The sequence below is a fragment of the Persicobacter diffluens genome, assembly GCF_036244895.1.
In the GTDB taxonomy this organism is placed as follows: Bacteria; Bacteroidota; Bacteroidia; order Cytophagales; family Cyclobacteriaceae; genus Persicobacter; species Persicobacter diffluens.
In genome coordinates this window covers 96307-120700 of sequence record NZ_BQKE01000001.1, presented here as the reverse complement: position 1 = coordinate 120700, position 24394 = coordinate 96307, and the positions used below count along the sequence as shown (strand labels likewise).

18 protein-coding genes and 5 tRNA genes are annotated in these 24394 nt (G+C 43.8%); 13 read left to right on the top strand and 10 right to left on the bottom strand.

The annotated features are described in order from the left end of the window. Positions 1 to 66: 66 nt before the first annotated feature. Positions 67 to 1488 carry a carbohydrate porin gene (locus AAA970_RS00475; protein WP_338235572.1) on the bottom strand — a complete coding sequence of 474 codons (1422 nt, stop codon included), beginning with the start codon at positions 1486 to 1488 and terminating at the stop codon, positions 67 to 69. Between the two features lie 692 nt (positions 1489 to 2180). Here AAA970_RS00475 and AAA970_RS00470 point away from each other — a divergent pair. From AAA970_RS00470 to AAA970_RS00460, 3 genes are all read left to right on the top strand, one after another. Then, complete coding sequence (locus AAA970_RS00470) at positions 2181 to 2429, top strand: hypothetical protein (RefSeq protein ID WP_338235571.1); 249 nt, start codon at positions 2181 to 2183, stop codon at positions 2427 to 2429. A gap of 15 nt (positions 2430 to 2444) precedes the next feature. Next, positions 2445 to 3677: an aspartyl protease family protein gene (locus AAA970_RS00465; RefSeq protein ID WP_338235570.1), complete on the top strand. Its 1233-nt coding sequence runs from the start codon at positions 2445 to 2447 to the stop codon at positions 3675 to 3677. 268 nt (positions 3678 to 3945) lie between these two features. Beyond that, positions 3946 to 4383 carry a DUF2141 domain-containing protein gene (locus tag AAA970_RS00460; RefSeq protein WP_338235569.1) on the top strand — a complete coding sequence of 146 codons (438 nt, stop codon included), beginning with the start codon at positions 3946 to 3948 and terminating at the stop codon, positions 4381 to 4383. A 54-nt stretch (positions 4384 to 4437) separates the two neighbouring features. Here the strand turns inward: AAA970_RS00460 and AAA970_RS00455 are convergent. The 5 genes from AAA970_RS00455 to AAA970_RS00435 form a co-directional block, all read right to left on the bottom strand. Continuing rightward, positions 4438 to 4511, bottom strand: a tRNA-Arg gene (locus tag AAA970_RS00455). A 44-nt stretch (positions 4512 to 4555) separates the two neighbouring features. Continuing rightward, positions 4556 to 4629: transfer RNA gene (locus AAA970_RS00450), tRNA-Arg, on the bottom strand. A gap of 44 nt (positions 4630 to 4673) precedes the next feature. After that, positions 4674 to 4747 (bottom strand) — tRNA-Arg (locus AAA970_RS00445). A gap of 44 nt (positions 4748 to 4791) precedes the next feature. Continuing rightward, positions 4792 to 4865 (bottom strand) — tRNA-Arg (locus AAA970_RS00440). A gap of 44 nt (positions 4866 to 4909) precedes the next feature. Further along, a tRNA-Arg gene (locus AAA970_RS00435) sits at positions 4910 to 4983 on the bottom strand. A 519-nt stretch (positions 4984 to 5502) separates the two neighbouring features. Here AAA970_RS00435 and AAA970_RS00430 point away from each other — a divergent pair. The 7 genes from AAA970_RS00430 (at position 5503) to AAA970_RS00400 (ending at position 14317) form a co-directional block, all read left to right on the top strand. Further along, positions 5503 to 8262, top strand: coding sequence for a 2-oxoglutarate dehydrogenase E1 component (locus AAA970_RS00430; protein WP_338235568.1), 2760 nt, complete (start codon positions 5503 to 5505; stop codon positions 8260 to 8262). A 39-nt stretch (positions 8263 to 8301) separates the two neighbouring features. Further along, entirely contained in the window at positions 8302 to 9867 is a 1566-nt protein-coding gene (odhB, locus tag AAA970_RS00425; RefSeq protein WP_338235567.1) for a 2-oxoglutarate dehydrogenase complex dihydrolipoyllysine-residue succinyltransferase, read from the top strand. 81 nt (positions 9868 to 9948) lie between these two features. After that, positions 9949 to 11349: a dihydrolipoyl dehydrogenase gene (lpdA, locus tag AAA970_RS00420; protein WP_060685083.1), complete on the top strand. Its 1401-nt coding sequence runs from the start codon at positions 9949 to 9951 to the stop codon at positions 11347 to 11349. A gap of 474 nt (positions 11350 to 11823) precedes the next feature. Beyond that, a complete protein-coding gene (gene aqpZ / locus AAA970_RS00415) occupies positions 11824 to 12513 on the top strand; it encodes an aquaporin Z (protein ID WP_060687303.1) in 690 nt (229 codons plus the stop codon). A gap of 151 nt (positions 12514 to 12664) precedes the next feature. Then, on the top strand, positions 12665 to 13237 hold the full coding sequence (locus AAA970_RS00410; RefSeq protein ID WP_338235566.1) for a GNAT family N-acetyltransferase: 573 nt from the start codon (positions 12665 to 12667) through the stop codon (positions 13235 to 13237). 104 nt (positions 13238 to 13341) lie between these two features. Further along, positions 13342 to 13770, top strand: a complete 429-nt coding sequence (locus AAA970_RS00405) for an organic hydroperoxide resistance protein (RefSeq protein ID WP_338235565.1) — start codon at positions 13342 to 13344, stop codon at positions 13768 to 13770. A 70-nt stretch (positions 13771 to 13840) separates the two neighbouring features. Next, positions 13841 to 14317 carry a GNAT family N-acetyltransferase gene (locus tag AAA970_RS00400; RefSeq protein WP_338235564.1) on the top strand — a complete coding sequence of 159 codons (477 nt, stop codon included), beginning with the start codon at positions 13841 to 13843 and terminating at the stop codon, positions 14315 to 14317. Positions 14318 to 14380: 63 nt separating this feature from the next. Here AAA970_RS00400 and AAA970_RS00395 read toward each other — a convergent pair whose 3' ends face one another. Then, positions 14381 to 15115, bottom strand: a complete 735-nt coding sequence (locus AAA970_RS00395) for an outer membrane beta-barrel protein (RefSeq protein WP_338235563.1) — start codon at positions 15113 to 15115, stop codon at positions 14381 to 14383. A gap of 97 nt (positions 15116 to 15212) precedes the next feature. On the opposite strand from AAA970_RS00395, the gene AAA970_RS00390 reads away from it, so the two are divergent. Further along, on the top strand, positions 15213 to 17873 hold the full coding sequence (locus AAA970_RS00390) for an alpha-L-rhamnosidase-related protein (protein WP_338235562.1): 2661 nt from the start codon (positions 15213 to 15215) through the stop codon (positions 17871 to 17873). Between the two features lie 268 nt (positions 17874 to 18141). Here AAA970_RS00390 and epsC read toward each other — a convergent pair whose 3' ends face one another. Beyond that, positions 18142 to 18966, bottom strand: a complete 825-nt coding sequence (gene epsC / locus AAA970_RS00385) for a serine O-acetyltransferase EpsC (RefSeq protein ID WP_053406324.1) — start codon at positions 18964 to 18966, stop codon at positions 18142 to 18144. Between the two features lie 576 nt (positions 18967 to 19542). On the opposite strand from epsC, the gene AAA970_RS00380 reads away from it, so the two are divergent. Further along, positions 19543 to 21357: a tetratricopeptide repeat protein gene (locus AAA970_RS00380; RefSeq protein ID WP_338235561.1), complete on the top strand. Its 1815-nt coding sequence runs from the start codon at positions 19543 to 19545 to the stop codon at positions 21355 to 21357. A gap of 160 nt (positions 21358 to 21517) precedes the next feature. After that, on the top strand, positions 21518 to 23062 hold the full coding sequence (gene gltX / locus AAA970_RS00375) for a glutamate--tRNA ligase (protein ID WP_338235560.1): 1545 nt from the start codon (positions 21518 to 21520) through the stop codon (positions 23060 to 23062). 4 nt (positions 23063 to 23066) lie between these two features. Here gltX and AAA970_RS00370 read toward each other — a convergent pair whose 3' ends face one another. Further along, positions 23067 to 23315, bottom strand: a complete 249-nt coding sequence (locus tag AAA970_RS00370) for a hypothetical protein (protein WP_338235559.1) — start codon at positions 23313 to 23315, stop codon at positions 23067 to 23069. 584 nt (positions 23316 to 23899) lie between these two features. Beyond that, complete coding sequence (locus AAA970_RS00365) at positions 23900 to 24244, bottom strand: hypothetical protein (RefSeq protein WP_053406327.1); 345 nt, start codon at positions 24242 to 24244, stop codon at positions 23900 to 23902. Between the last annotated feature and the right edge of the window lie 150 nt (positions 24245 to 24394).

Below are 24394 nucleotides of genomic sequence, written 5' to 3'. Positions count from 1 at the left end.
TGCAGCCGGATAGTGTGCTTTTAAACAAGCTCTAAATAAAAATTAAAAATAACTCAAATAGGACCATTACCAAGGCGCATTCAACCACCATTCCGTCTTGAACCCTAAATAAAAACCCACCGCCGTCTCTCCCACAGCCTGCAAATAGGGGGAATATAAATTCTCCCGCGCAAATTGATTATAAAAAGCCAGGGAGGTCACCAGCCTGAAATGCGGCCTGGACCAATAACTTCTACCTGCAAAAGGGACCAATGTCGGCGTTATTCCTATTTTAAAAACCGTGGCCGGATCCTGCAAGCCATCCTTCCTTAGGGCAAAGTTGGACTCCGTCAATAAATGAAAATAGTCCGTCACATAGTAGGTATAGCGACCGCCAATAGCGAACTCCCGCTTTTGATTATAGGTCACTCTCCCCCTGTAGGTAGGCGATTCCCCCAAAGTATCTGCAGCTCCCCGACTATAAGTGTACAAAGCATAAGCTTCCAATGACCAATCCTCAGCATCATCGAGTAGCAATCGGTTGATAAAAGATAAGGAATAAGCTTTTCTAAAATCGCCTGTCGTCAGATTAGGGGCGCCATAGGTAAGGTAAGTTCGGGAAAACCCTCCATCACCTCCATTGGCGATTCTGGCACCATAACGGATCGCGGTATTATTAAAAGAATTCTTCATTCCCGGAATTTTCCAAAAATGCTTCAAGCCCAAAACCCCGCCCCAGTCGGAGGGGTAATTCTCCACAGAATCTTCTTCGCTACTCCCCGCCTCAGCCAATTGATGATACTCCAGCATCCCTTTCAGGCGATGATGATCATTAAGCTGTAACTCATGCTCTGCTATCAATACCAAACGCTGCCTTAACTCCAAAACCGGAAAACCATTCACCACATTAGTAAAAAAATAAGGTGGAACGGTAGAAGTAGTATCGGTATTAGCAATAAACATGGCAGACAGCGATGAATTTTTATATCTCGCACCAACGCCCTGACCGGTATGATCATCAAAGTAAAAATGATCGGCCATATGAATATCTTCCCCCCGATAAAATATCGCTCCCAGCCATAAATCCCATGGGGTGTTGGCAATATTTCGGGCTTCCACATGAAACTCCGGCAAGGAAAACCCTAAACCGGTAGGAGAGTTTGTGGTTCCGAAACCTATCAACTGAGAGGATAATGAAAAAGCAGAAAGCCTTATGCGGGTATGAATAATGGTACTGTCTCCCTTACTTTTTAAAGGCTGAAAAGTATAGCCGGTATATAATTCCAAATAATCTCCTTCTTCATTTCGGCCGCCAATACTTCCCATCCCATTCAGATTAAAATTCCGCCCTATAGAACGTTGATGCTGAAAGAGCCAATTCACCCCCACCCGGGCATACATGCCCATATAAAAACCCTGCCTCGGATCTTCCGGATATTGGTTGGGCTGCGCCCATGCCTTCGTGCAAAAAATAAGGAGGAAAAAGAGAGTCCATTGCTTAAATCCCATTTATCCTTTGTTTTAGTACTTTTATATTATAAGAAATAAAGGACGCTGGCTTTGTTTGGGGCAAAGTGGATTCTTTCCAAATGGAAGGGATAAGATCGGCTGCTGAGGCCTTTTTTTGGGTCACAAATGCACAAACGATCACTAAGCCGAATTATTTATGCTTAAATCATCGTTTAGCAATAAGGTGGGAAATGAAGGAATTTTCCTGTTTCGATTTTATTGCGAACGAAGAGGCGGAATGAGGAGAAAGCATGCTCGGCTCAATTGGGAGTATCTAGCGATCAGGAAACATCCACAATGGACTGATAATAATTTCCTGGTGTGAATCTCCTGAATCTTAAGAGGTATTAATCAGCCTAAGAGCGTGTTTGTAAGCCAAAATTCGCAGCGAAAATTTAATTTTACAGAAGCGATACCCGATTATTTTGAGAGCATAGCAGCACTATTGTTGAGAAATTATCCAAAATCGCTTCCAATAATTCGAATTTGCAGCCGGAGGCTGCGCTTTTGAACACCCTCTAAACTCCAAATAAAAAGAGAATAGGGTGCAACAAGAGTACAATTCAACCTTTTCTTTTTCAAATCAATTCAGTATTAAGCTATCCTATTAAGAATTCTATCTCAATTGAAGTGGGCGCCCTTTGGAAAAAAGGCCAAACCTCACTATTTTAGTAGCTTAGATCTTCAAGTCCATGAAAAATTATCCTTCCAAATCCGCAAAAAGTTTTAATCGCAAAATTTATGGCGCCTTTGCTGTAATGCTCGTGATTACCGCGATGATCGCTTTAGGGCAGTCTCTGGCGAAGGATAATACCTCAAAACTGTCTTTCCTTTTCCCTGTTGAGCATCCTCAGGTAGAAGAAAATAACCATAGAAATTCAAGTCCGAACTTTCATTTCAATGTGGTGGGGATCTTCACGGATTTGGTCTTGCGGAGATAAAACCCCATATCATCAATGAGAAAATTATTCTCAGTTCTATTTTTTTTTCTACTTACCACTCCACTTTTTGCTCAACAGCGCTACGGCTTTCATTTAAAGGGGGAGACTAAACGTTATTCCCTTCCTTTTGAAATAAAAAGCAATCTCATCATTGTCAAAGCCCAGCTCAACGGCTTTATCCCTCTAAACTTCATTATTGATACCGGCGTCCGCACCACCATTATTACCGATATCACCATCGCTGACATTCTCGGCCTGAAATATCAAAAAAAAATCACCCTTTATGGCGCAAACCGACAACCCGTAAATGCTTATATCTCTTCCGGGATTCAGTTCGCTTCCGGCAAATTAATGGGCAATCACCTGACCATTTTAGTGCTGGACAAAGACCCGCTCAACTTTTGGTCCATGACCGGCACAGTGGTTCACGGAATTTTGGGTTATGATCTTTTGAGTAGGTTTGTGACCGAAATCGACTACGACCGCAAGATGATCACTTTCCATCGCATAGAAGATTTCCAACCACCCCGCAAAGCCACCAGCATTCCCATCAGTGTAGACAACACCAAAATTCATATCGAAGGAGATGTTCATTTAGAAAACAGAAGCTTCCCCAAAAGTCAATTAATGATCGATACGGGAGCAAGCACGGCACTGACCCTCGAAAAAGACCAACAACATCAACTCATTGCTCCCCCACAAAAAAATATTGAAACGCATCTGGGAGTAGGCATCAGCGGCATGCTAAACGGCTGGGTGGGTATGGTAGATTCGGTTTCCCTCTCTCATACAGAAATTGCCCTTGATAATGTGGTCAGTAATTTTGTAGATGAACAATTCTTTCTGGACAGCGCCATCGTACTTCAGCGAAATGGCACCATTGGTGGGGAAATTTTGTCCCGCTTCCACCTGTGGATAGATTATTACCATAAAGAAATGTACCTCAAAAAAAGCCGCAAATTTAACAAGCCCTATAAATTTGATAGAAGCGGACTTACCCTCCACCTTAAAAATGAATTATCCCCCAAAATATATGTAGAATATATCGCTGCTCCTTCACCAGCGGCTAAAGCGGGCTTGCAAAAGGGGGATCAAATTCTTTCCGTTAACTACTTTAAAGGTGGAGAAGGACAATTGGGGAATATTAACAACCTCTTACAATCCAGGCGAAAAAGAAAAATAAAGATCAAGTACAAAAGAGGGGAGGAGACCTTTAAAACCACTTTTTATCTGGAAGACTTGATTTAAGCCGGAAAATTCATGCTTAAATCCTCGTTTAGCCGCTTTTGTGGAACAAACAATCAATCAGAAATATTCCTACAATTCTTTCGCCTTAACGCTACATGAGGGTTGAAGCGCATAATTCGGAATAAAATAATTTTCGTATCAATGGCATGAAAAGTGGATGAAGTGGTAGGTTTAGGTCCTGTTCCTCCTACAAGCCATTTTAAATGCCCATAAAAAAGGGGAAAAACTCAAACAATCTATTCTAAATCACAAATCAACGGAAGCTAAAATGAAAACATTATTGCTAATGGGGTGGCTATTTTTCGGAATAAACACCTGTCTATATGCCAACGATGACAAAACTACCGAAGTAAGGGTCACCGTTACTAATTTAAGAAGTGAAGAAGGGCAGGTGATACTCAGTCTTTTCGATAATGCAGAAGATTTCCCAAGCCAAAAGAAAGCCATAAAGACTTTTAAAGCAGATATTCGGGATGGAAAAGCAAATTTTCAATTCCATCTTCCTGCCGGAACTTACGCCTTCGCTTTCACCCATGATGAGAACAACAATGGCAAAAGAGATACGAATTTCATCGGTATGCCTAAAGAAGGGGTAGGGGCTTCCAACAATGCCAAGGGCTCCTTTGGTCCTCCAAAATTTGAAGATGCGAAATTCACCATCGCTGACCAGCCCATTCAATCCACTGTGGAGACCAACTATTTATAGTCTGACCGAAATAGAAGGCAAAAAAAAATCCGAATTGTTTCCAATTCGGATTTGTGACCTCGCCAGGATTCAAACCTGGAACCTCTTGAGCCGTAATCAAGTGCTCTATTCAGTTGAGCTACGAGGCCAATAAACCATCCTCTTATTTATACAGCGCAGACCTGCTGTTTCGTGACCTCGCCAGGATTCAAACCTGGAACCTCTTGAGCCGTAATCAAGTGCTCTATTCAGTTGAGCTACGAGGCCAATAAACCGTCCTCTTATTTATACAGCGCAGACTTGCTGTTTCGTGACCTCGCCAGGATTCAAACCTGGAACCTCTTGAGCCGTAATCAAGTGCTCTATTCAGTTGAGCTACGAGGCCAATAAACCGTCCTTTTATTTATACAGCACAGACTTGCTGTTTCGTGACCTCGCCAGGATTCAAACCTGGAACCTCTTGAGCCGTAATCAAGTGCTCTATTCAGTTGAGCTACGAGGCCAATAAACCGTCCTTTTATTTATACAGCGCAGACCTGCTGTTTCGTGACCTCGCCAGGATTCAAACCTGGAACCTCTTGAGCCGTAATCAAGTGCTCTATTCAGTTGAGCTACGAGGCCATTATTGTACAATTTTATAGAAAAAAAGAGGGCTTCGAATGGCCCTTTTCAAAATTGCTTTGCAAAGGTAAGGCTTGTTTTCGCTTTTGCAAACCCCTTTTTGAAAAAAAATGTAATAAATCTCAATTTTAGCACTTTTAACTATTCTCTATTAGAAAAATTCAATTCGCGCTATTGATTACATTTTCACTTTCTGAAGCAAAAGATATTCCAAAAGCAGAAGCCCCCTTATTTTCCCCCATTATTTTTAAATAATTATTCAAATTCAGGGAATCGTTAAATTCCAACAATTTTACTACTATCCGTATTTTTTGGAAAGCAGGACAAGGATTCCGACGAAATAAAGGCCTTCACTTAATAAATACGGTCATTTTCTATCAAAAACTCAAAAAAAGGCCTGAATCATAAAACCGTATAACCGCTTAGGCAATTTCTTTATATTCATTTCACTTTATACATTTGATAGAGGGGCAGGCTAGCCCCAATCAATTCCAACCAAAACCCTAGAACCCCAGGCTGATGGATAAATATTCCTACATTGCCAACGCACATGGCGATTACATCGATGAGTTGTACACCCAGTTTCAGGCTGACCCGGAGTCAGTAGATGAAAGCTGGCAAAAATTCTTTGAAGGATTTGAGTTTTCCGCTCATTATAACGAAGATTTGATTCCGACCCCCTCGGTCAATGGAAATGCGGCCGTTCAGGAGGATAAGGATTCCCATGCCTATAAAGAAATTTGTGTTCGTAACCTGATTTACGCCTTTCGGACGCGTGCCCACCTCAAAACGAAAACCAATCCGGTTCGGGAAAGAAGGTACTGGAAAGCCTATTTGCATCCGGAAGAGTTTGGGTTGTCAGAAGCTGACGGCAATACCGTCTTTGAAGCTGGACGAGAAGTTGGTTTGGAAGAGGCCACACTCAATGAAATCATCGCCAAACTGAAAGTGATTTATTCACATCATATCGGCTTTGAATTCATGTATATCCGTGAGCCGGAAATTCAGTCCTGGTTCAAGGAAAAAGTAGAGGATTACGCCATCCACAAGAAATTCAGCTACCAGCAAAAACGCCACATTTTAGGAAAACTGAATGAGGCGGTGGTGTTCGAGAATTTCCTGCATACCAAATATATTGGGCAAAAACGATTTTCTCTGGAAGGCGGAGAAAATACGATCCCGGCTCTGGACGCGCTGATTAACCGCGGAGCAGACCTAGGTGCTGAAGAATTCATCATCGGAATGGCGCACCGTGGTCGTCTGAATGTTTTGGCTAATATCATGGGGAAAACCTATGAGCAGATCTTCAATGAATTTGAAGGCAACACGCCAAGTGATTCTACCATGGGCGATGGAGACGTGAAATATCACCTGGGTTATACCTCAGACATTGTCACCCTCGGCGGAAAAAAGGTTAAGCTGAACTTAACCCCCAACCCTTCTCACCTGGAAGCGGTAAACCCTGTGGTATTAGGCAACACCCGCGCCAAGATTGATTATTTATACGAAAGAGATTATCATAAAATAGTCCCGATCCTCATTCATGGAGATGCGGCCATTGCGGGTCAGGGGATTGTATATGAGGTGGCGCAGATGGCCAAATTGCACGGCTTCCGCACCGGGGGTACCATCCATTTTGTGATCAATAACCAGATCGGTTTCACCACTAATTTTGATGATGCCCGATCCAGTATTTATTGTACCGATATTGCAAAGGTGGATGACTGTCCGGTGATGCACGTGAATGGAGACGATGCCGAAGCCGTGGTGCATGCCATGGAAATTGCGATTGAATACCGACAAAAATTCCAGCGGGATGTTTACATCGATTTATTATGCTACCGTCGTCACGGACATAATGAGTCAGATGAACCCAAATTCACCCAGCCGGATCTTTATAAAAAAATCGCCAAACACCCCAATCCAAGGGAAGTATACTCCCGCTATTTGGCTGAAAGAGATGAAATGGATGCCGAAGTGGCGAAGGAAATGGACAAACAGTTCCGACAGCTGCTTCAGGATCGCCTGAATATGGTGAAGCAGTCACCTTTGCCATATAAGCTGCAGCCCTTGGAGCGCCAATGGCAGGCATTGCGCAGTTCGAAACCGGAAGATTTTGACCAGTCGCCGGTTACCGGAGTGGAAATGGAACTGATAGAAAAAGTCGCGAAATCCCTGACCACGGTACCGGAAAATTTCAAGCCACTGCGTCAGATTGATAAATTGCTAAAGGAGCGTAAGCAAATGTTCTTTGAGCAAAAGAAACTTAATTGGGCCGCAGGAGAATTATTGGCCTATGGCACCCTGTTGACCGAAGGCAAAAAAGTACGCCTTACCGGGCAGGATGTAATCCGCGGAACCTTCTCTCACCGCCATGCGGCACTATTTGACTCCGAAACCTCTGAGAAGTACAATAACCTGAACCATATCGACGAAAAGCAGGCGCATTTCAGCATTTATAACTCCCTGCTTTCAGAATATGCCGTGCTGGGTTATGAATACGGATATTCCACTGCCAACCCGAATGCTTTAACCATTTGGGAAGCGCAGTTTGGTGATTTTGCCAATGGTGCTCAGGTGATGATCGATCAATTTATTTCCTCCTCAGAGACCAAGTGGAATGCCGGCAGTGGTTTGGTCATGCTATTGCCACATGGCTATGAGGGACAGGGACCGGAGCACTCTTCCGCAAGACTGGAGCGTTTTCTTCAGCTTTGTGCCAATTATAATTTGGTGGTCACCAATATCACCACCCCGGCCAACCTTTTCCATGCACTCAGAAGACAACTGACCTGGGGTTTCCGTAAACCTTTGATCAATATGTCACCCAAGTCATTGCTGCGTCATCCGGAAGTCTATTCTCCGCTGGAAGCCTTCAATGGAAATCATAAATTCCAGGAAGTTATTGATGATCCTCAGGCAGGCCCAAGAAAAACCAAAAGAGTCGTTTTCTGTACCGGAAAGGTTTATTACGACTTATTGGAAAAACAAAAGGCGGATAAGCGGGAAGATATTGCATTGGTAAGAATGGAGCAATTGCATCCGTTCCCGCTAAAGCAGGTGGATGCCATTTTAAACAAGTATAAAAAGGCAGAAATTTGCTGGGTACAGGAAGAGCCCAAAAATATGGGGGCCTGGTGGTTTATCCGTGAAAACTTCCCGGAAGACCGTTCCCTTCAGTGCATCAGCCGTATTTCTTCGGCCTCACCAGCAACAGGATATGCCAAATTGCATGCAAAAAATCAGCAACTCATCATCGAGAAAGCTTTCACCTTATAATAAAACCGGATACGATATCCCAAAAAACAAAGAATCAATATGAGCCTTAAAATAAAAGTCCCGGAAGTAGGAGAATCTATCACAGAAGTTACCATTTCCCAATGGTTGAAAGCAGATGGCGAGCTAGTAGAAATGGATGAGGTAATCTGTGAAATGGAGTCTGATAAAGCTACTTTTGAATTAACCGCTGAAGCCTCCGGTAAACTAAAAATACATGCGCAGGAAGGGGAAACCCTGGAAATTGGTGCCCTAGTATGTGAAATTGATGAATCCGCCGCTGGAAGCAGTGGGCAGGAAGATACAGCCTCCGAAGCAAAAACGGAGGCAACGGAAGCCAAAACAGAGGCGCCGTCAGAAACCAGCAAAGATACCGAAGGAGCGATCATCGAAATGAAAGTACCTACTGTGGGAGAATCGATTACAGAGGTAACCATTGCCAGCTGGTTGAAGGGTACGGGTGACCATGTGGAAATGGATGAAGTCATTGCAGAAATAGAATCCGACAAAGCCACCTTCGAGCTTACGGCAGAAACTTCCGGTGAATTAGAAGTAATCGCCGAGGAAGGGGAAACCCTGGAAATCGGTGCTTTATTATGCAAAATTACCGTTGGAGAAGGCGCTCCGGTCACTACAAATGAGCAAAAAAAGGAAGCCGCGAGCCCTAACCCAATGCCGGCAACAGCTACGGATGGAACCACCAATTATGCCACCGGCCATGCCTCTCCGGCAGCGGCTAAAATTTTAGCAGAAAAAGGCATTAGCGCTGATCAGGTAAAAGGAACCGGCGTCAATGGCCGTGTAACAAAGGAAGATGCGCAAAAAGCAAAAGTTCCAGCAGCAAAACCAGCTCCGAAGCCCGCAGCCAAATCGAGTCCGGCGCCTGAAAAAAGCAGTGGAGTGGAAGGTCGTGAGCAGACACGCAAAAAAATGACACCTTTACGCAAAACCATTTCCAAGAGACTGGTACAGGTGAAAAATGAAACGGCCATGCTGACCACCTTCAATGAGGTGAACATGAAACCGATCATGGATCTGCGTAAAAAATATAAAGATTCCTTTAAGCAGAAATATGAAGTGAATCTGGGCTTTATGTCTTTCTTCACCAAGGCGGTTTGTCTTGCCCTGCAGGAATTTCCGGCAGTAAATGCCCAGATCGACGGGGAAGAGATGGTTTACAATGATTTCTGTGACATTTCCATCGCGGTATCAGCGCCTAAGGGTCTGGTGGTACCTGTAATTCGCAATGCAGAGCAAATGTCATTCGATACGATTGAGAAAACCATTGTATCGCTAGCCACCAAAGCGCGCGACAATAAATTGTCTATTGATGAAATGACCGGCGGTACTTTTACCATTACCAATGGCGGTATCTTCGGATCCATGTTGTCCACCCCCATAATCAATGCGCCACAGTCGGCCATATTGGGAATGCACAACATTGTGGAGCGCCCGATGGCCGTGAATGGGGAGGTGAAAATCCTGCCCATCATGTATGTGGCCCTGAGCTATGACCACCGGATCATCGACGGCCGGGAGTCTGTTGGCTTCCTGGTACGGGTGAAAGAATTGCTGGAAGATCCTTCGAGATTGCTTTTGGGTATTTAGAGCATGTTTTAAAAGCGCTTAATTAATCTGCGGCCTGTCCCGTACGGGCCCCTCCTTTTCCAAACATTAGACCATCAAATAATGAACTACGATATCACCATAATAGGATCCGGCCCCGGAGGCTATGTAGCCGCCATACGATGCGCCCAACTGGGAATGAAAACGGCTTTGGTCGAAAAGTACCCCACCCTTGGGGGAACCTGCCTGAATGTAGGCTGTATCCCCTCCAAAGCGCTTTTGGATTCCTCTGAACATTATCACAATGCCCACAAAACTTTTGAAGAACATGGCATTCAGCTAAAAGATTTAGGAGTGGATATGCCACAGATGATCAAAAGGAAAGATGCAGTAGTGAGTCAAACCACTGCCGGTGTTGAATTTTTGATGAAGAAAAACAAAATCGATGTTCATTATGGCACCGGATCTTTTGTGGATGATCATACCGTCAAGGTGACCGATAAAGACGGGAAAGAAAACACCTTTTCTACTAAAAAAGCCATCATTGCTACCGGATCAAAACCGGCCAACCTGCCTTTTATCAGCCTGGATAAAGAAAGGGTGTTCACCTCCACGGAGGCGCTAAACCTTCAGGAAGTGCCGAAGCATATTATTATTATCGGCGGTGGCGTCATTGGCCTTGAGCTGGGATCTGTGTACGCCCGTCTGGGCGCGAAAGTCTCTGTGGTGGAGTTTCTGGACAGCATCATTCCGACCATGGACCGCACCATGGGCAAAGAATTGCAGCGCTCCATGAAAAAACTGGGTGTGAAGTTCTACCTCAGCCATAAAGTAACCGGTGTAAAAAGAGAAGGGGAGGAAGTTACGGTGACGGCAGAAGATAAAAAGGAGCAAACCGTAGAATTTAAAGGAGACTATTGCATGGTCGCCATTGGTCGTCAGGCCTACACCGAAGGGCTTGGGCTGGAAAATATCGGCATCAAAACCGATGATCGGGGAAGAATTGAAGTGAATGACCACCTGCAGACTTCCAAATCGCATATCTTCGCGATCGGAGATGTCATCAAGGGTGCCATGCTGGCGCATAAAGCCGAGGAAGAAGGGGTTTATGTGGCAGAATATGTAGCAGGGCAAAAGCCTCATATCAATTACAATTTAATTCCGGGCGTGGTCTATACCTGGCCCGAGGTAGCGGCAGTAGGCCAGAGTGAGGAGCAACTCAAAGAAGCCGGTATTCCTTATAAATCCGGGGCTTTTCCTTTCCGTGCACTGGGACGAGCCCGGGCATCCATGGACATTGACGGACAGGTAAAAGTGCTGGCTCATAAAGAAACCGATGAAATCCTGGGAGTTCATATCGTTGGGCCGCGGGCTGCCGATATGATTGCCGAAGCAGTGGTGGCCATGGAGTACCGCGCATCTGCGGAGGATATCTCCAGGATGTCTCATGCGCACCCTACCTTTACCGAAGCGATGAAGGAGGCTTGCCTGGCAGCGACGGAAGACCGACCGCTACATATCTAATCATTACAAATATTCACCGACCAATTCAGGGAGTAGCGCTAAAGTCCTTATTAAAAGAAAATTTTGAATGACTTTACTGCTTTATTAATCATCCCAATTAAGGGGAGCTTACGATCTCCTCTTTCATATGCTTCTTTTGGGAAAAAATCGAAACAGGAGAAATTTCTTCCTTTCTCCCGCCTTTCAGCCAAAGGAAGCTATAAACATGAACCATTCGGATTAAAAAAACGCCGTAACCTTTGAGTTCCGGCGTTTTTTTTGGTCAAAATCTTCCATGAAATTGACTTATTCCAACACCATGTCTGACTTAATATAAAAACATCAATAGCCATTCTCCTTAAAATTAAAGCCCAACACTCACACAAAAAAATTCTAAATAAAATCGCCTTTCATGTCAATTTTATTCAACAATCCCCCCCCCTTTCATGGTTCCCTCATTGAAAGAGTTTTTAAATGAATAAAAACAATAATCTAATGGAAGTAAAAGCTACTACTAAATATTTTGCCGAATTCATCGGAACCATGGTACTGGTACTGGTGGGTTGTGGTTCGGCCGTTTTTGCCGGTGGCCACATCGGCTTTATGGGCGTATCCTTCGCATTCGGTCTTTCGGTACTGACCATGGTCTATACCATAGGACCAATCTCGGGCTGCCATATCAACCCGGCCATTTCCATCTCCATGACCGTCGCCGGTAAATTATCCACTCAGGATGCCTTAGGCTACATTGTATCGCAATGTTTGGGGGCAGCTGTCGGGGCCGGTATTATCTATTTTATTGCCAACGGCAACCCGGATTATGACATTAGTGCAAACGGACTGGCCGCCAACGGATATGGAACGGGCTCTCCGGATGGTTATTCCATGATCGCCGGCCTGGTAGCCGAGATCGTGTTCACGGCTTTATTTCTTTTGGTCATTTTTGGTGCTACCAGCGAACAGGCACCCGAAGGATTCGCAGGAATCGCGATAGGCTTAGCATTAGTCATGATTCACCTTGTCACAATTCCTGTAACCAATACCTCCGTAAACCCCGCACGTTCATTAGGCCCAGCACTATTTGTAGGGGGAGATGCTCTATCCCAGCTTTGGCTATTTTGGGTAGGCCCCATCATTGGTGGCATTATCGCGGCAATAATATGGAAATCCCTATTCAGTAAATAGGATTTTAATATTGCCTTAAGCGATTGTAAATAAAAAAGGAGAATTCTATTTTCACATAGATTCTCCTTTTTTGTTATTATTTTCATCAAAAAACAACCAATAATTTTCAAATATTGACGCCAATTGTGTAAATAGCTGAAAATTACTAGTCATGATGAGTACGGCCCTCAATTATTCAACGCAAGATCAACCCATCCGTCCGGCAGACCCTTCCTATGAGGTGAAGTTTGAGACTAATCGACTGCGTATCCGAAAGTTGGATTGGCACGACTTAAAGGATTTCCAAAAATTAGTTGGGGACCAGGAGGTAATGGAGTATGTCACCGGCAAAGCTTATCATTCTCGGGAAGGGGAGGCTAAATTAAAAACGGTTATTGAGGCCTACAATAAGCACTTAAATGATTACTGGATGTGGGCGGTGGAAGATAAGCTGAGCAAGCAATTCATAGGGGTTTGTTTAATTTACAAAAACAGTAAGGAAGAGGAAGAGTTGGGCATCCGTCTTCAAAAGGAATTCTGGGGCAAAGGTTATGGCTTTGAATTAGCCAAAGGACTCATGCGCCATGCCATCAAAACCATGCGTTTCAAATGTGTCAAAGCCTATGTTGACACGCGCAATACCGCCTCGGAAATGATTTTTCTTTCTTGTGGATTTAAGCCGGAAGCAGAGCACCAAAATGAGCTTAAGGGGAAAGACAGGGTCTATGTCTACCGCAGATGCTAAAAAATAATTAAAATTTCTACTCAAACTGAAACCCAAACGATAAATTTCAGTTTCTTATTATATCGCACACGATTTAATTTTAAGCGATATAATTAAACACAAACATGGGATTCAAAAAGTTGTATACCGCTTCCGCCGAAGCCACAGGAGGAAGAGATGGTAAAGTAAAAAGCAGTGACGGAGTAATTGATACTGGCCTTAGTGTTCCGAAATCTTTGGGAGGAGCGGAACAAGCAGGTACCACCAATCCGGAGCAGCTATTTGCCTCAGGCTATGCGGCCTGCTTCAGTTCTGCACTGAATCTGGTAATAGGCAATCAAAAGATTAAAACGGGGCAAAGCCGGGTGACGACTACGGTTCATTTAGGAAAAGATGATACCGGATTTGGATTGGCCGTTGATCTTAAAGCTATAATTCCCGGGGTTAGCGAGGAGCAAGCACAAGCCTTGGTAGAGGAAGCGCATAAGGTATGCCCATATTCAAAGGCAACTAGTGGCAATATTGAGGTCAATATTACGGCTGAAATCGAGTAAAACCAGGCATAAGAACAAAAAGAAAGCAGTAAAGAGTACCATTCTCCTTACTGCTTTTTTATTTTTAATCATGATTATTCGAGAAATCACCCAAAACGATGATAAAGCCATCGCCCACATCATCCGCAAAAGCCTGGAAGAATATGGGGAGAATAAAGCCGGAACCATTTATTTTGACCCCATTCTGGATCATATGAGCGATCAATACCAGCAGGAGGACTCAGCCTATTTTGTGATTGAAGAAAACCATCAAATTCTTGGTGGAGCCGGAATTGCACCTTTAATTGGCGAGCATCAAAAGACCTGTGAATTACAAAGAATATTTCTAAAGGCATCTGCAAGAGGAAAAGGGCTGGGAAAAATGCTGATGGAGCAATGCTTGCATTTTGCCCGATCACAAGCTTACCAGCAGGTATATTTAGAAACTCTCCCAAGTTTAAAGGAGGCGGTCCTCCTTTATGAAAAATACGGTTTTCAAAAACTGGAAAAATCCATGGGAAATACTGGCCATGCCGCCTGCGACCTCCCCATGCTGCTCAAGTTATAAGGTTAATCCTAAAGTAAGCGTCACTGGAGGCTACCATAATAGTTTACAGCGCCCTGACTCCAGTTATTTCATTTTTTTCCTTCTATCCACGAAAGGAAATCGCTCCTTAAACATGTCAAACTGAAATAAATAAGCCATTTGAACCCCCGCAAAAATATTGAGCGTACCATATGGAGCGCCAGGATAATCCGGATTAATGATATTTTTGAGGCCAACACTGAATATGCCGGTAAGTTCTACCGAGCTCTGCCCAAAGGATTGCAACATTCCAATTTCAGCCCGGATGCCCAAATCAAAACGATTATCCCGAAAATCATCGTATTCAATTTGCTCTTCAGAGATAATATTCCCGGTCTCTACATCAATCACTTTTTGAACATTAGACAACTGATAGGCAAAATAGGGTCCTAAATTGATCACCACCTTGGTAGAGCCTTTAAATACATAAAAGCTGGACATAAGCGGTACCTCCAAATAAGTGTAATCCGCCGCTATGCTTTCGGTTTGCGGGTTATCCCCAATTTTTCGACTCTCTGGTACTCGCTCCGCAAAGCCTTTCTTTGAGTAATCCAAGCCTATCTGCAAACCGGCATTTGGAGAAGTATATAGCCGATAAAATACCCCACCCGAATAAGCCGGGATAAAAGTCGTGAAAAGTGTCTGATTCGTCTCTACATTATTGGTATAACCTACAGAAGAAACCGCTCCGGCACCCCGAACTCCAATAAACTGCTGCGCTTTTAACTCCCCAAGGCAGAAAATAAAGCAGGAAAGCAAAAAGTATTTATAAAATCTCATAGCCAATTGATTAAACCGCGGTAAATTTAAGATATTTTTGATTGCCAACCTGAGAAAGCTTTTTCTAAACCCTTTAATTTAGGCCAAATAATTGAATATGATCCAAAAAGCGGTTGTTTTACTTTTTGCCCTTACCCTAATAATAGGCTGTAACTCCCATTCCGGGGATTCTCCTTTATACAAAAACAGTACTTTTACCCTCAACCGGCATATGGTCAAAGAGGGGGCCTTGGGCGCTGAAACCTCTTCTGCTGGTATTCATAGTAATTACTTCAAAAACAAACAGCAGTCCCTTCCTCCCAGCCTGCGATACACCTTTATTATTAATGGGAAAATTTTGGAATTTCAGGGTCAAAACTTTCATGAAGTAGAGATCAGCCCGGATATCAATGGGCATTTAGAATGCCCCATCAGCACTTACGGGAAAGCAGAGCAGCTGAATCAAAAAAATCAGCAAGCCTCCACCACTCCTTTAAAAACCATCTCTTTTCAGCTGGACCTTTCTGCCATCCTCCAATCATTTTCGGAGAAGGGCTATTATGATTTTGAACAGGAACGCCTTTATGAGGATGACCTCCACAATATTTACCTCCTATGTAATTTACCCGGCCAATCAGTATTGCTTCCCGACTTACAGTCCCGTCGCGATTTAATCATGAGAGGACCCGACGAAAAGGGCCTGTTTTACCTCAATATTGCCCTGGAACAAAAAAATAAGGAACAGCCTGACCAATGGGTAGCGACTAGTAAAGCAGATTACTTTTACCCCTCCATTCAATCGGATATTCCTATTCTGGATCAGTCCTACCGGTTGGCGGTGGAAAGTATCAGTAAAACCTTTCATAATAATCCGGTTCAATCATTCCAGACCAATGCCCTGAACCAACAACACCTCTGGTATGCGGCATATTTATCCCTGGGCATTATTGAACCGGATTTATTTCGGAAGCATTTGGAAGAACAATTAGAGCGCCGGAATATTCATGCGGAAAATAGCCTGTCTTTTGGATGGCCCATTTCCTCAGACCGTATATTATGGGCCTTGGCGGCCTGGGAATTGTATATGATTCAGGGAGATCGGGAATGGCTGGAAAAAGCATATCCGCTCATGCAGATGATTTTTGAACAGGATATCATCACCCTGATGGACCCCAACACCGGGCTTTTGAAAGGGGCCAATATTGGCATTAAGCCACAGTGGTCCGTTTATCCCAACTGGATGAGTCCGGCAGACATTTTCAACTCCAACCATCTGGCCACTAATAGTGCTCATTACCAATTTTTTAGGATTTTAGAGCAAGCCTCCGCTCTATTAGGTAAAAACCCGAATCGCTACCGGAAATATGCACAAAACTTAAAGCTGGCCATCAATGAAAATTTCTGGCAGGAGGACCGGGGATACTATGCTGCTTTTCTTTATGGCCAGCAACATAAGCTAAGTGCTTATCGGGTAAATCATTTTGCGGAAGCCCTGGCCTCCCTTTTTCAGGTCAGTAATCTTCAGCAAGGGCAGTCGGTATTTCAAAACATTCCGACACTGGCCTATGGAGTACCCCTAAATTATCCTTTGATGCAGGATGCCGTGGGAAGCTGGCAGGACCACATTGCTCCCATGGCCCAAAGCTACTGGACCTGGGCGGCGGCTGATATTCCCAATGAAGAAGCCGTTAAATATGGTATTTCCACGCTTTTAAGAGCCAGTAGTCTAAGCATGAGCAACCCTATCGCGATCAGGGGAACCAATGGAGCCATTATTTCTCATAAGGAAAGGTCAGAAAAAGAATTATGGAGTGCTGCAGCAAATTTAGGTTTGGTTTACCGGGTATTATTTGGAATGCATTTCAATGAGTCCGGACTGGAATTTAAGCCGCACATCCCCAAAACTTATGCCGGTACCTATACCCTGGATAAGGTAAAATATCGTGAAAACAATTTAAAAATTACCATTGAGGGCTTCGGTCATCATATAGCTCAATTTACTATTGATGGGGTGGAGTTTCCAAAAGCAGAAATCCCCAATGATATGAAGGGCAGTCATGAGGTTTTCATTCGACTGGATCGACAGTTGGCCGATCAAAAAGAAATCAACCTTATTGCGCCGCATAAATTATTGTCCTCCCCCAATGCCAAATTAGTTGATGGCATATTGGAATGGGACCCCATACCGGGCGCCATTGCTTATACCGTGCTCAAAAATGGTAAGCCCTACGCCTACCTTTCTGAAGAATTCAGCTTCCGTACTAACCCGGAAGAAGGGGCGGAATATTGCGTTTACGCCCTGGACTCCATGGGCTTTGAGTCTTTTGGTTCAGCTCCTGTTTTTTCTGTAGACCAATCCCGAAAAATCATGTCCGGCATTCCTTACACCGGGCAAAGCAGCAATATTAAGGGATTCACCGGAGATGGTTTTGCTATTTTGGATCGCCAAAAAAACCGACAGGTGAATTACTCCATTGAGATGGAACAGGAAGGGAATTACCTGATTGACTTCAAATATGCTAACGGTAATGGCAACTTATATTCCGGTAAAGATTGCCCCTCAAGATCACTTAGCGTATCCGGCATATATCAGGGAGTCATTGTATTGCCTTCAAGAGGAGATGGCGAATGGTCGAACTGGGGCTATTCCAATAGCATTCGGGTAAGGCTGCCCAAAGGTAGATCCCGAATCTCCCTGAGCCTGGAATCCTTTAATGAGCCCAACCGGGAAGCAGGCAATCGGGTATTATTGGATTATATGCGCATTCGTAAGGAATAAAAAAGCCTCCATATATTTCTACGGAGGCTTCTCTCGAATATTTATGATCTCGTCACCCAAACTATTCACGGCTAGATTCAGGCACTACACTAATAGGGTCACTACTCATGCATTAAAATGAACCCTACTGGTGTATTGATGGCCCAATTATGGGAGGCCTGCTTGCTACTCATTCTTATGCCTTATTGGAAAAATCTTGAGATAAGGAAAATTCCTTCCTTTTTTCCCTTCCGGCGGCTAATCAAAGAGCGAAGCAGGAATAATCCGCTTAAGAACTTTTACTCATAAGCTCTTTCTTATTTTTCATCACGATTTGAGGGCGGTGATAAACTATGGAGTGTTTTTCCACAGAATTTGTCAGCCAGACATTCCCCCCAATCACACTATCTTCCCCAATCACCGTATCTCCCCCCAGAATGGTTGCCCCTGCGTACACCACTACATGATCTTCCAAAGTGGGATGTCTTTTGGTTTCTGCCATCGATTTATCCACACTCAGAGCCCCTAATGTGACGCCCTGATAAATTTTCACATTCTTTCCAATCTTGGTGGTCTCGCCGATCACAATCCCGGTGCCGTGATCAATGCAAAAATGCTCTCCAATCTCTGCCCCCGGATGAATATCAATACCCGTATGGCTGTGGGCATTTTCACTAATAATCCGAGGCAGCAGGGGAAGCTTCATTCTATACAATTCATGCGCAATGCGGTGAGAGAAGATGGCCCGAAATCCTGGATAAGTACGAATGACCTGATCCACACTGGTGGATGCCGGATCACCTGAAAATATGGCCTCCGCATCTTTTTTTAGCATTTCATGAATGCCCGGAAGTGCATCGAACAGCTCATCCGCGATTTCTTTTGCCGGCTTGGGTAAATCCATCTCCATACCGGAAAGGATATCTATCGCCTGGGAATAAATCAACTCATACTGCGCGGCAATCTGAGTCTCATTCACGATGCAGTGTTCAGAAAACTGAGGAAACAAAAACTCACGCATCCGCTCAATCAGCTCACAAATGGAAGAACGATAGGGCATAGGAGGGGTATTGCGATGGTATTCAAATAATGATTTTATAAACTGCTTTTTCATGACTAGGCTTAATTTTTTTCAGAATAATTCAGGCGGAAAACTGTCGAGGACAACAACTTACCGCACATCCTTCTGTCCAGGCAATGGCCGTTAATAACCGAATCATGCGAATCGTTTTCATGTAATGTTTAAATTAAAATTTAAATAAAAATCTCCTCATTTCAGCCCCTTCCACCCTGCGCCAATCAGGTTTTTATTGCATTAGCCAGCTTAGCGCCCATTGAGTCATTTAAATATTTACCTTTCTACCTTGCGCTTTGTTTCAATTTGATGTGATACTTGAGAGGTAAAAGCATTAAAAGCGGTATTTAAATCCCCAACATTAGATCAAAAAAAAACTAAATTTGAAATTGAAATAATTACAAGTGGCGCCAAATGGCAGGTGCTTCACTACAAATTAAACTAAAATTAGCTTTTTAGACACAAAAACCGGCTGAACATGCCCATTATAAAATGTTATGTTTTCCGGTGTTTTTTAATATTTGATGCAATTAAATGAAAAGACCTTTCTACCTTTTATTTTTGCCCCTCATAATCCTTTACTGCTCAGAGGCCTTTGGACAAAGGAACAATTATTTGGAAAGAGCACAAATCGCCTATGATGAGGGTAAATTTTCAAGAGCCATCAGCTATTACAAAAAGGCCCTTTCTAAAGAATATGACGCCTTTGCTGCACTTGAATTAGCCGAATGCTATGAAGAAACCAATCAGTTAGAGGAAGCTTCTCAAGTATATAAAATTATTCTTGAACAACATCAGGAAGAAATTCCGCTGATTCGATTTGAGTATGCCGCCAGTCTAAAAAAATTGGGAAATTACCCCTTAGCCATTCAGGAATTTAACACTTTTTTGGAAGAGGCAAAATTGGTAAAGGGAAGGGCTAAACGGGATGCGAAATATCTGACAGATTTATCCCAAAAGGAAATACAGGGTTGCGAATTAGCCTTGAAGGATCCGGTGGTAGAAATTTTGGAAATGGGCTATAGAGAGGTCGCTGAAATAGACAGCAGCTTTACGCTTTATTCACCGGCTATTCACCCCACCACCGGAAATTTATGGGTGACCACCGAAAATGCCCGGCAAAAAGGAAATTTCCAAAGGTTTAAATATACCGGAGGACAATGGTTTCCCTTCACTCAAGAAGATGGTTTTCGATATGTCAATTCCGGCGCTCAGGAGGAGGGAGGTGCTTTTAGCCCAGATGGAAATACCTTCTTTTTCGTCAAAAGCCAGCGAGATTATCCCTACGAAATTTGGTATTCGGAAAAAATAAAAGGTCGTTGGGTCAAACCAAAACCATTGGAGGATAAAGTCAATAACCCTTATTACGACAATATCTGCCCAAACCTTTCTTCTTCAGGTGATACCCTTTTCTTTTCCTCTAACCGGCCAAGGGGAAAGGGTGGATTTGATATCTGGTTTTCGGTAAAAAATAAAAATGGCGAATGGAAAAAAGCCCAAAATCTGGAAGCGGTCAATACGGAGGAGGATGAAGTAGCCCCTTACTATGACGGAAGCTCGGATCACCTGTATTTCAGCAGCGCAGGACATATTACCTATGGAGGACTGGACATTTTCAGCTATTCGTTTCAGGATGGATCCATCCACAATTTAGGAGCACCGATCAACAGTTTTGCGGATGATGCCTATTTTGTAAAAAAGGGAGATCTCATGCTTTTTAGCTCTCAAAGGAAGGGGAATCAATTCAGATTATACGAAATCAATACACGTCAAAAAGAAGTACTGGCACAGGAAATGGTCATAAAAGAAGCCATTGCAAAGGCCAAAACTGACACCTCCTTCACCACTACGAACGCTGGCCAACCACAATCACCATTGGCAAACAGCACCCATGCCTACGATGTTACTCCTGTCAAAAAAATAACAGCTCCGGCTTTGGCCCCGGCCAACTATCAGGAAGAGGCGCTGGCCTATTATGAAGGATTAGATCATCAGCAAAAAAATAAAGTGGAACGCATCATGGCCACCATGTGGATGAATATGCGCCTGACCATGGCACCACAGCTGACGGAAGAACTCAAGCAGGAATGGGCCGCATTGGCAGCCGACCAACAAGCAGAACTTAAACGCATCGGTCGCTATTACTGGGCCAAGTCCCGCACGCAAAGAAGTGCTCTGGCAGCCAGAGAAGAGCAGTTTGTACTTGAGCATAATGCCAAGTCACCTGCACGATGGAGAAGTCTGATCATCTATTATGCCTTCCGTCATGATGAAGAGGGCATGATCAAAATGTCTAAATTAGACTGGGAATTCCTTAAATCCCTGCCGCAGGAAGATGTGGATAAAATCAAATACATCTCCAGCCGACTGCGAGAGATTCAAATGCCTGCTTCCGTACCGATTGATCTTGAAAACAGACAAATTCGATAATGGATCAAAAAGACAGGGCAGAGGTCCTGTCTTTTTTGCTTTATTCCTATAATTACCGCCCTTCTTCTCATTTCAAAATCCGTAACGAATTGTTACCTTTGTACCGCTTTTGTACAATGCAAAGCCACAGGATATTGACATTAAAAATCATTCCTTATAAATGGAAAAAGAAGTAAGAGTTCGTTTTGCTCCCTCACCTACCGGAGCCTTGCACATTGGTGGTGTCAGAACCGCCCTTTTCAACTACTTATTCGCCCGCAAGCACGGTGGTAAATTTCTTCTAAGATTGGAAGATACTGACCAAAGCCGATTTGTGGAAGGGGCAGAGGCCTACATCCTGGAAGCCTTAAACTGGATGGGCATTCAGGTAGATGAAGGCGTAGGAGCAGAAGGCGGCGAATGCGGACCTTATGTTCAGTCTCAGCGTAAGGATATTTATCAAAAATATGTACAGCAACTGATCGACGAGGACAAGGCCTATTATGCCTTTGATACCCCGGAAGAGCTGGATGCGATGCGCGAGCGTTTGATGGAAGCTAAAGTGGCCCAACCACAATACAACTCCATCACCCGCATGCAAATGAAAAATTCCCTGACCCTCTCCGCTGAAGAGGTTAAGACGAAAATGGATGCCGGCGAGCCTTATGTGGTACGTTTGAAAGTTCCGCGCAAAGAGGAAATCCGTTTGAATGATATGGTTCGTGGATGGGTAAAGGTAATGTCCATTGATGTGGATGACAAAGTGCTTTTGAAATCCGATGGCATGCCAACTTACCACCTGGCGAACGTAGTGGATGATCACCTGATGGGGATCACCCATGTGATTCGCGGAGAAGAGTGGTTGCCTTCTGCGCCTTGCCACGTGTTATTGTATGATTTTCTGGGTTGGGAAGACAGCATGCCGCAATTTGCGCACCTGCCGTTGATCTTGAAACCGGACGGAAACGGGAAATTATCCAAGCGTGATGCAGACAAAAAAGGGTATCCGGTATTCCCTCTGGACTGGAATGATCCGAGGACAGGGGAATTCTCCATTGGTTTCCGTGAGCAGGGTTATTTGCCGGAAACAATGGTCAACTTTTTGGCCATGTTGGGTTGGTCTCCGGGGAATGATGAAGAAATGTTCACCATGGAAGAGCTTTGCGAGCGCTTCTCTATTGAGCGCGTAGGAAAAGCGGGGACCAAATTTGACATTCAAAAAGCGCAGTGGTATAACCAGCAATATTTGAAAAACCGCCCGGAAGCAGATATCACCGCCTTTGTTTTGGCAGATGCGCAAAAGGCCGGTTATGAATGCTCGGAAGAGAAAGCACGTGCCATCGGGCAGCTGATGAAGGAGCGCGTGACTTACCCAACGCAATTTGCCTCAGAAGGAAAGTATTTTTTCGTGGCGCCGGAAGAGTATGATGATAAAGTCATCCGAAAAAAGTGGACACAAGAAGCGGTGGAAGTTATCGGAGCATTCAAAAATGCCATGGTAGCGGTAGAGGACTTCAGTGCCGAAAACATAAAGGCGGCTTATATAGGTGTTTGTGAAGCCCGCGAAATTGGTATGGGTAAAGTGATGCAATCCCTTCGTGTTTCGGTAACCGGACAGGGTGGTGGTGCTGATCTTTTCGAAACCATTGCCACTATTGGAAAGGAAGAAGTCTCTAACCGCATTGAGGCCGCCATCAATACATTAGCGGATCGCGTGAAAGCTTAATCAATTATTGATTTTTCAGGAAAACCTCTCGGAAGCATTCGGGAGGTTTTTTTATGCGGATCAAAAGATCCTGCGATCCCTTCATCCCCCTACTGAAACAGCCCACCATGATCATGAAAATATTGCTTTTGGCCGGCATAGGCCTGTACTCACTTTCCTGATTTGCCTTTAAAGGCAGACCTGCTCCTTTCAGTCTGTTTTTATAAGCATACCCATCGGGCTTATCCCGCCTTACCCGAATTATGCACCGCATAAATTAACTCAATGCGCCTTTTTTTCAACACATTAGGAGTGTTACTTTGTGTTTTTTAAGCCCGGTTTTGCGCAAGCTTGCTTTCTCTTCATTCATCTGCTTCCTTGGAAAAAACTCGAAACAGGAAAAATTCCTTCATTTTTCCCGCCTCGCAGCTAGACGAGGATTTAAGTATGCATGATTCGGGCTAAATCATTCCTTTGAGGATGATTCAAACGCCAACCATGGCTCTTCGAAAAACACAAGGGAAGTCACAAAAGCCTCTTTCATCAAATCCCATAAGTCCCTGCTTACAAAAAAGGGAAGGTTCCTGACCAAAAGGAATGATCTAATCAATGTACCCACAACCCATTGGGTCATAGCCTATCAAAAACAATAATAATGGGAGGTTTTGCCTTCAAAAAACATAGGCTTGCTGAGAAGATCGCCTATTCACCAAAAAATCAGACACAAAAAAAAATGCCCTTATGAGGCATTTCCGCTGCTCGACAGTCGAGACTTTAATAATGTTCCGATTGATCCAAAAGGTGCTCACGCCAGGGGCAGGCTTCCTACCCCGCGTCAGCAATCGCCCTTTGAATCAATTAAAAAGGTTTGTGATCAAATGTCTTACGGGTCACACCGAAACCGTCTTTTACCACTACAGTATACTCTCCTGCTGGCATATTTTCGAAACGGAATGGCTTCATAAAACCCTCTTTGTCTTTTACAGTAGTCTTCGCTACTAAAACTCCAGACTCATCATAGATCGATACGATCACTTTAGAATCCATATTGGCCATATACAAAACTTTGTAAGTTTCTGCATTGGCATTTCCAATTACACGGAAGAAAGATTTTCCTTTGGCAGCTTCTGTATCATTAATTCCCGCAAATGCGAAAGAAGCGGACATTACTAAAGCGAAGGCGATTGCTACAATGTTTTTCATAACGTTTTCTTTTTGTTCATTGATTACATTACAAACATACGGGGATAATTTTACGGAAATCGCATCATTATCATCTTTTTAATCGCCTATTCAGGAGGTTTCAGGGCTTCAAATTACCAAATTCGCAAACTAACCCTGAATTTTCGCCTT

Coding starts and splice junctions, on each gene's coding strand:
- AAA970_RS00390 (WP_338235562.1), top strand. CDS start 15,213: ATGATCCAAAAAGCGGTTGTTTTACTTTTTGCCCTTACCCTAATAATA.
- gltX (WP_338235560.1), top strand. CDS start 21,518: ATGGAAAAAGAAGTAAGAGTTCGTTTTGCTCCCTCACCTACCGGAGCC.
- AAA970_RS00405 (WP_338235565.1), top strand. CDS start 13,342: ATGGGATTCAAAAAGTTGTATACCGCTTCCGCCGAAGCCACAGGAGGA.
- AAA970_RS00430 (WP_338235568.1), top strand. CDS start 5,503: ATGGATAAATATTCCTACATTGCCAACGCACATGGCGATTACATCGAT.
- AAA970_RS00370 (WP_338235559.1), bottom strand. CDS start 23,315: ATGCGGTGCATAATTCGGGTAAGGCGGGATAAGCCCGATGGGTATGCT.
- epsC (WP_053406324.1), bottom strand. CDS start 18,966: ATGAAAAAGCAGTTTATAAAATCATTATTTGAATACCATCGCAATACC.
- lpdA (WP_060685083.1), top strand. CDS start 9,949: ATGAACTACGATATCACCATAATAGGATCCGGCCCCGGAGGCTATGTA.
- AAA970_RS00460 (WP_338235569.1), top strand. CDS start 3,946: ATGAAAACATTATTGCTAATGGGGTGGCTATTTTTCGGAATAAACACC.
- AAA970_RS00475 (WP_338235572.1), bottom strand. CDS start 1,488: ATGGGATTTAAGCAATGGACTCTCTTTTTCCTCCTTATTTTTTGCACG.
- aqpZ (WP_060687303.1), top strand. CDS start 11,824: ATGGAAGTAAAAGCTACTACTAAATATTTTGCCGAATTCATCGGAACC.
- AAA970_RS00395 (WP_338235563.1), bottom strand. CDS start 15,115: ATGAGATTTTATAAATACTTTTTGCTTTCCTGCTTTATTTTCTGCCTT.
- AAA970_RS00470 (WP_338235571.1), top strand. CDS start 2,181: ATGAAAAATTATCCTTCCAAATCCGCAAAAAGTTTTAATCGCAAAATT.
- AAA970_RS00400 (WP_338235564.1), top strand. CDS start 13,841: ATGATTATTCGAGAAATCACCCAAAACGATGATAAAGCCATCGCCCAC.
- AAA970_RS00365 (WP_053406327.1), bottom strand. CDS start 24,244: ATGAAAAACATTGTAGCAATCGCCTTCGCTTTAGTAATGTCCGCTTCT.
- AAA970_RS00410 (WP_338235566.1), top strand. CDS start 12,665: ATGATGAGTACGGCCCTCAATTATTCAACGCAAGATCAACCCATCCGT.
- AAA970_RS00465 (WP_338235570.1), top strand. CDS start 2,445: ATGAGAAAATTATTCTCAGTTCTATTTTTTTTTCTACTTACCACTCCA.
- odhB (WP_338235567.1), top strand. CDS start 8,302: ATGAGCCTTAAAATAAAAGTCCCGGAAGTAGGAGAATCTATCACAGAA.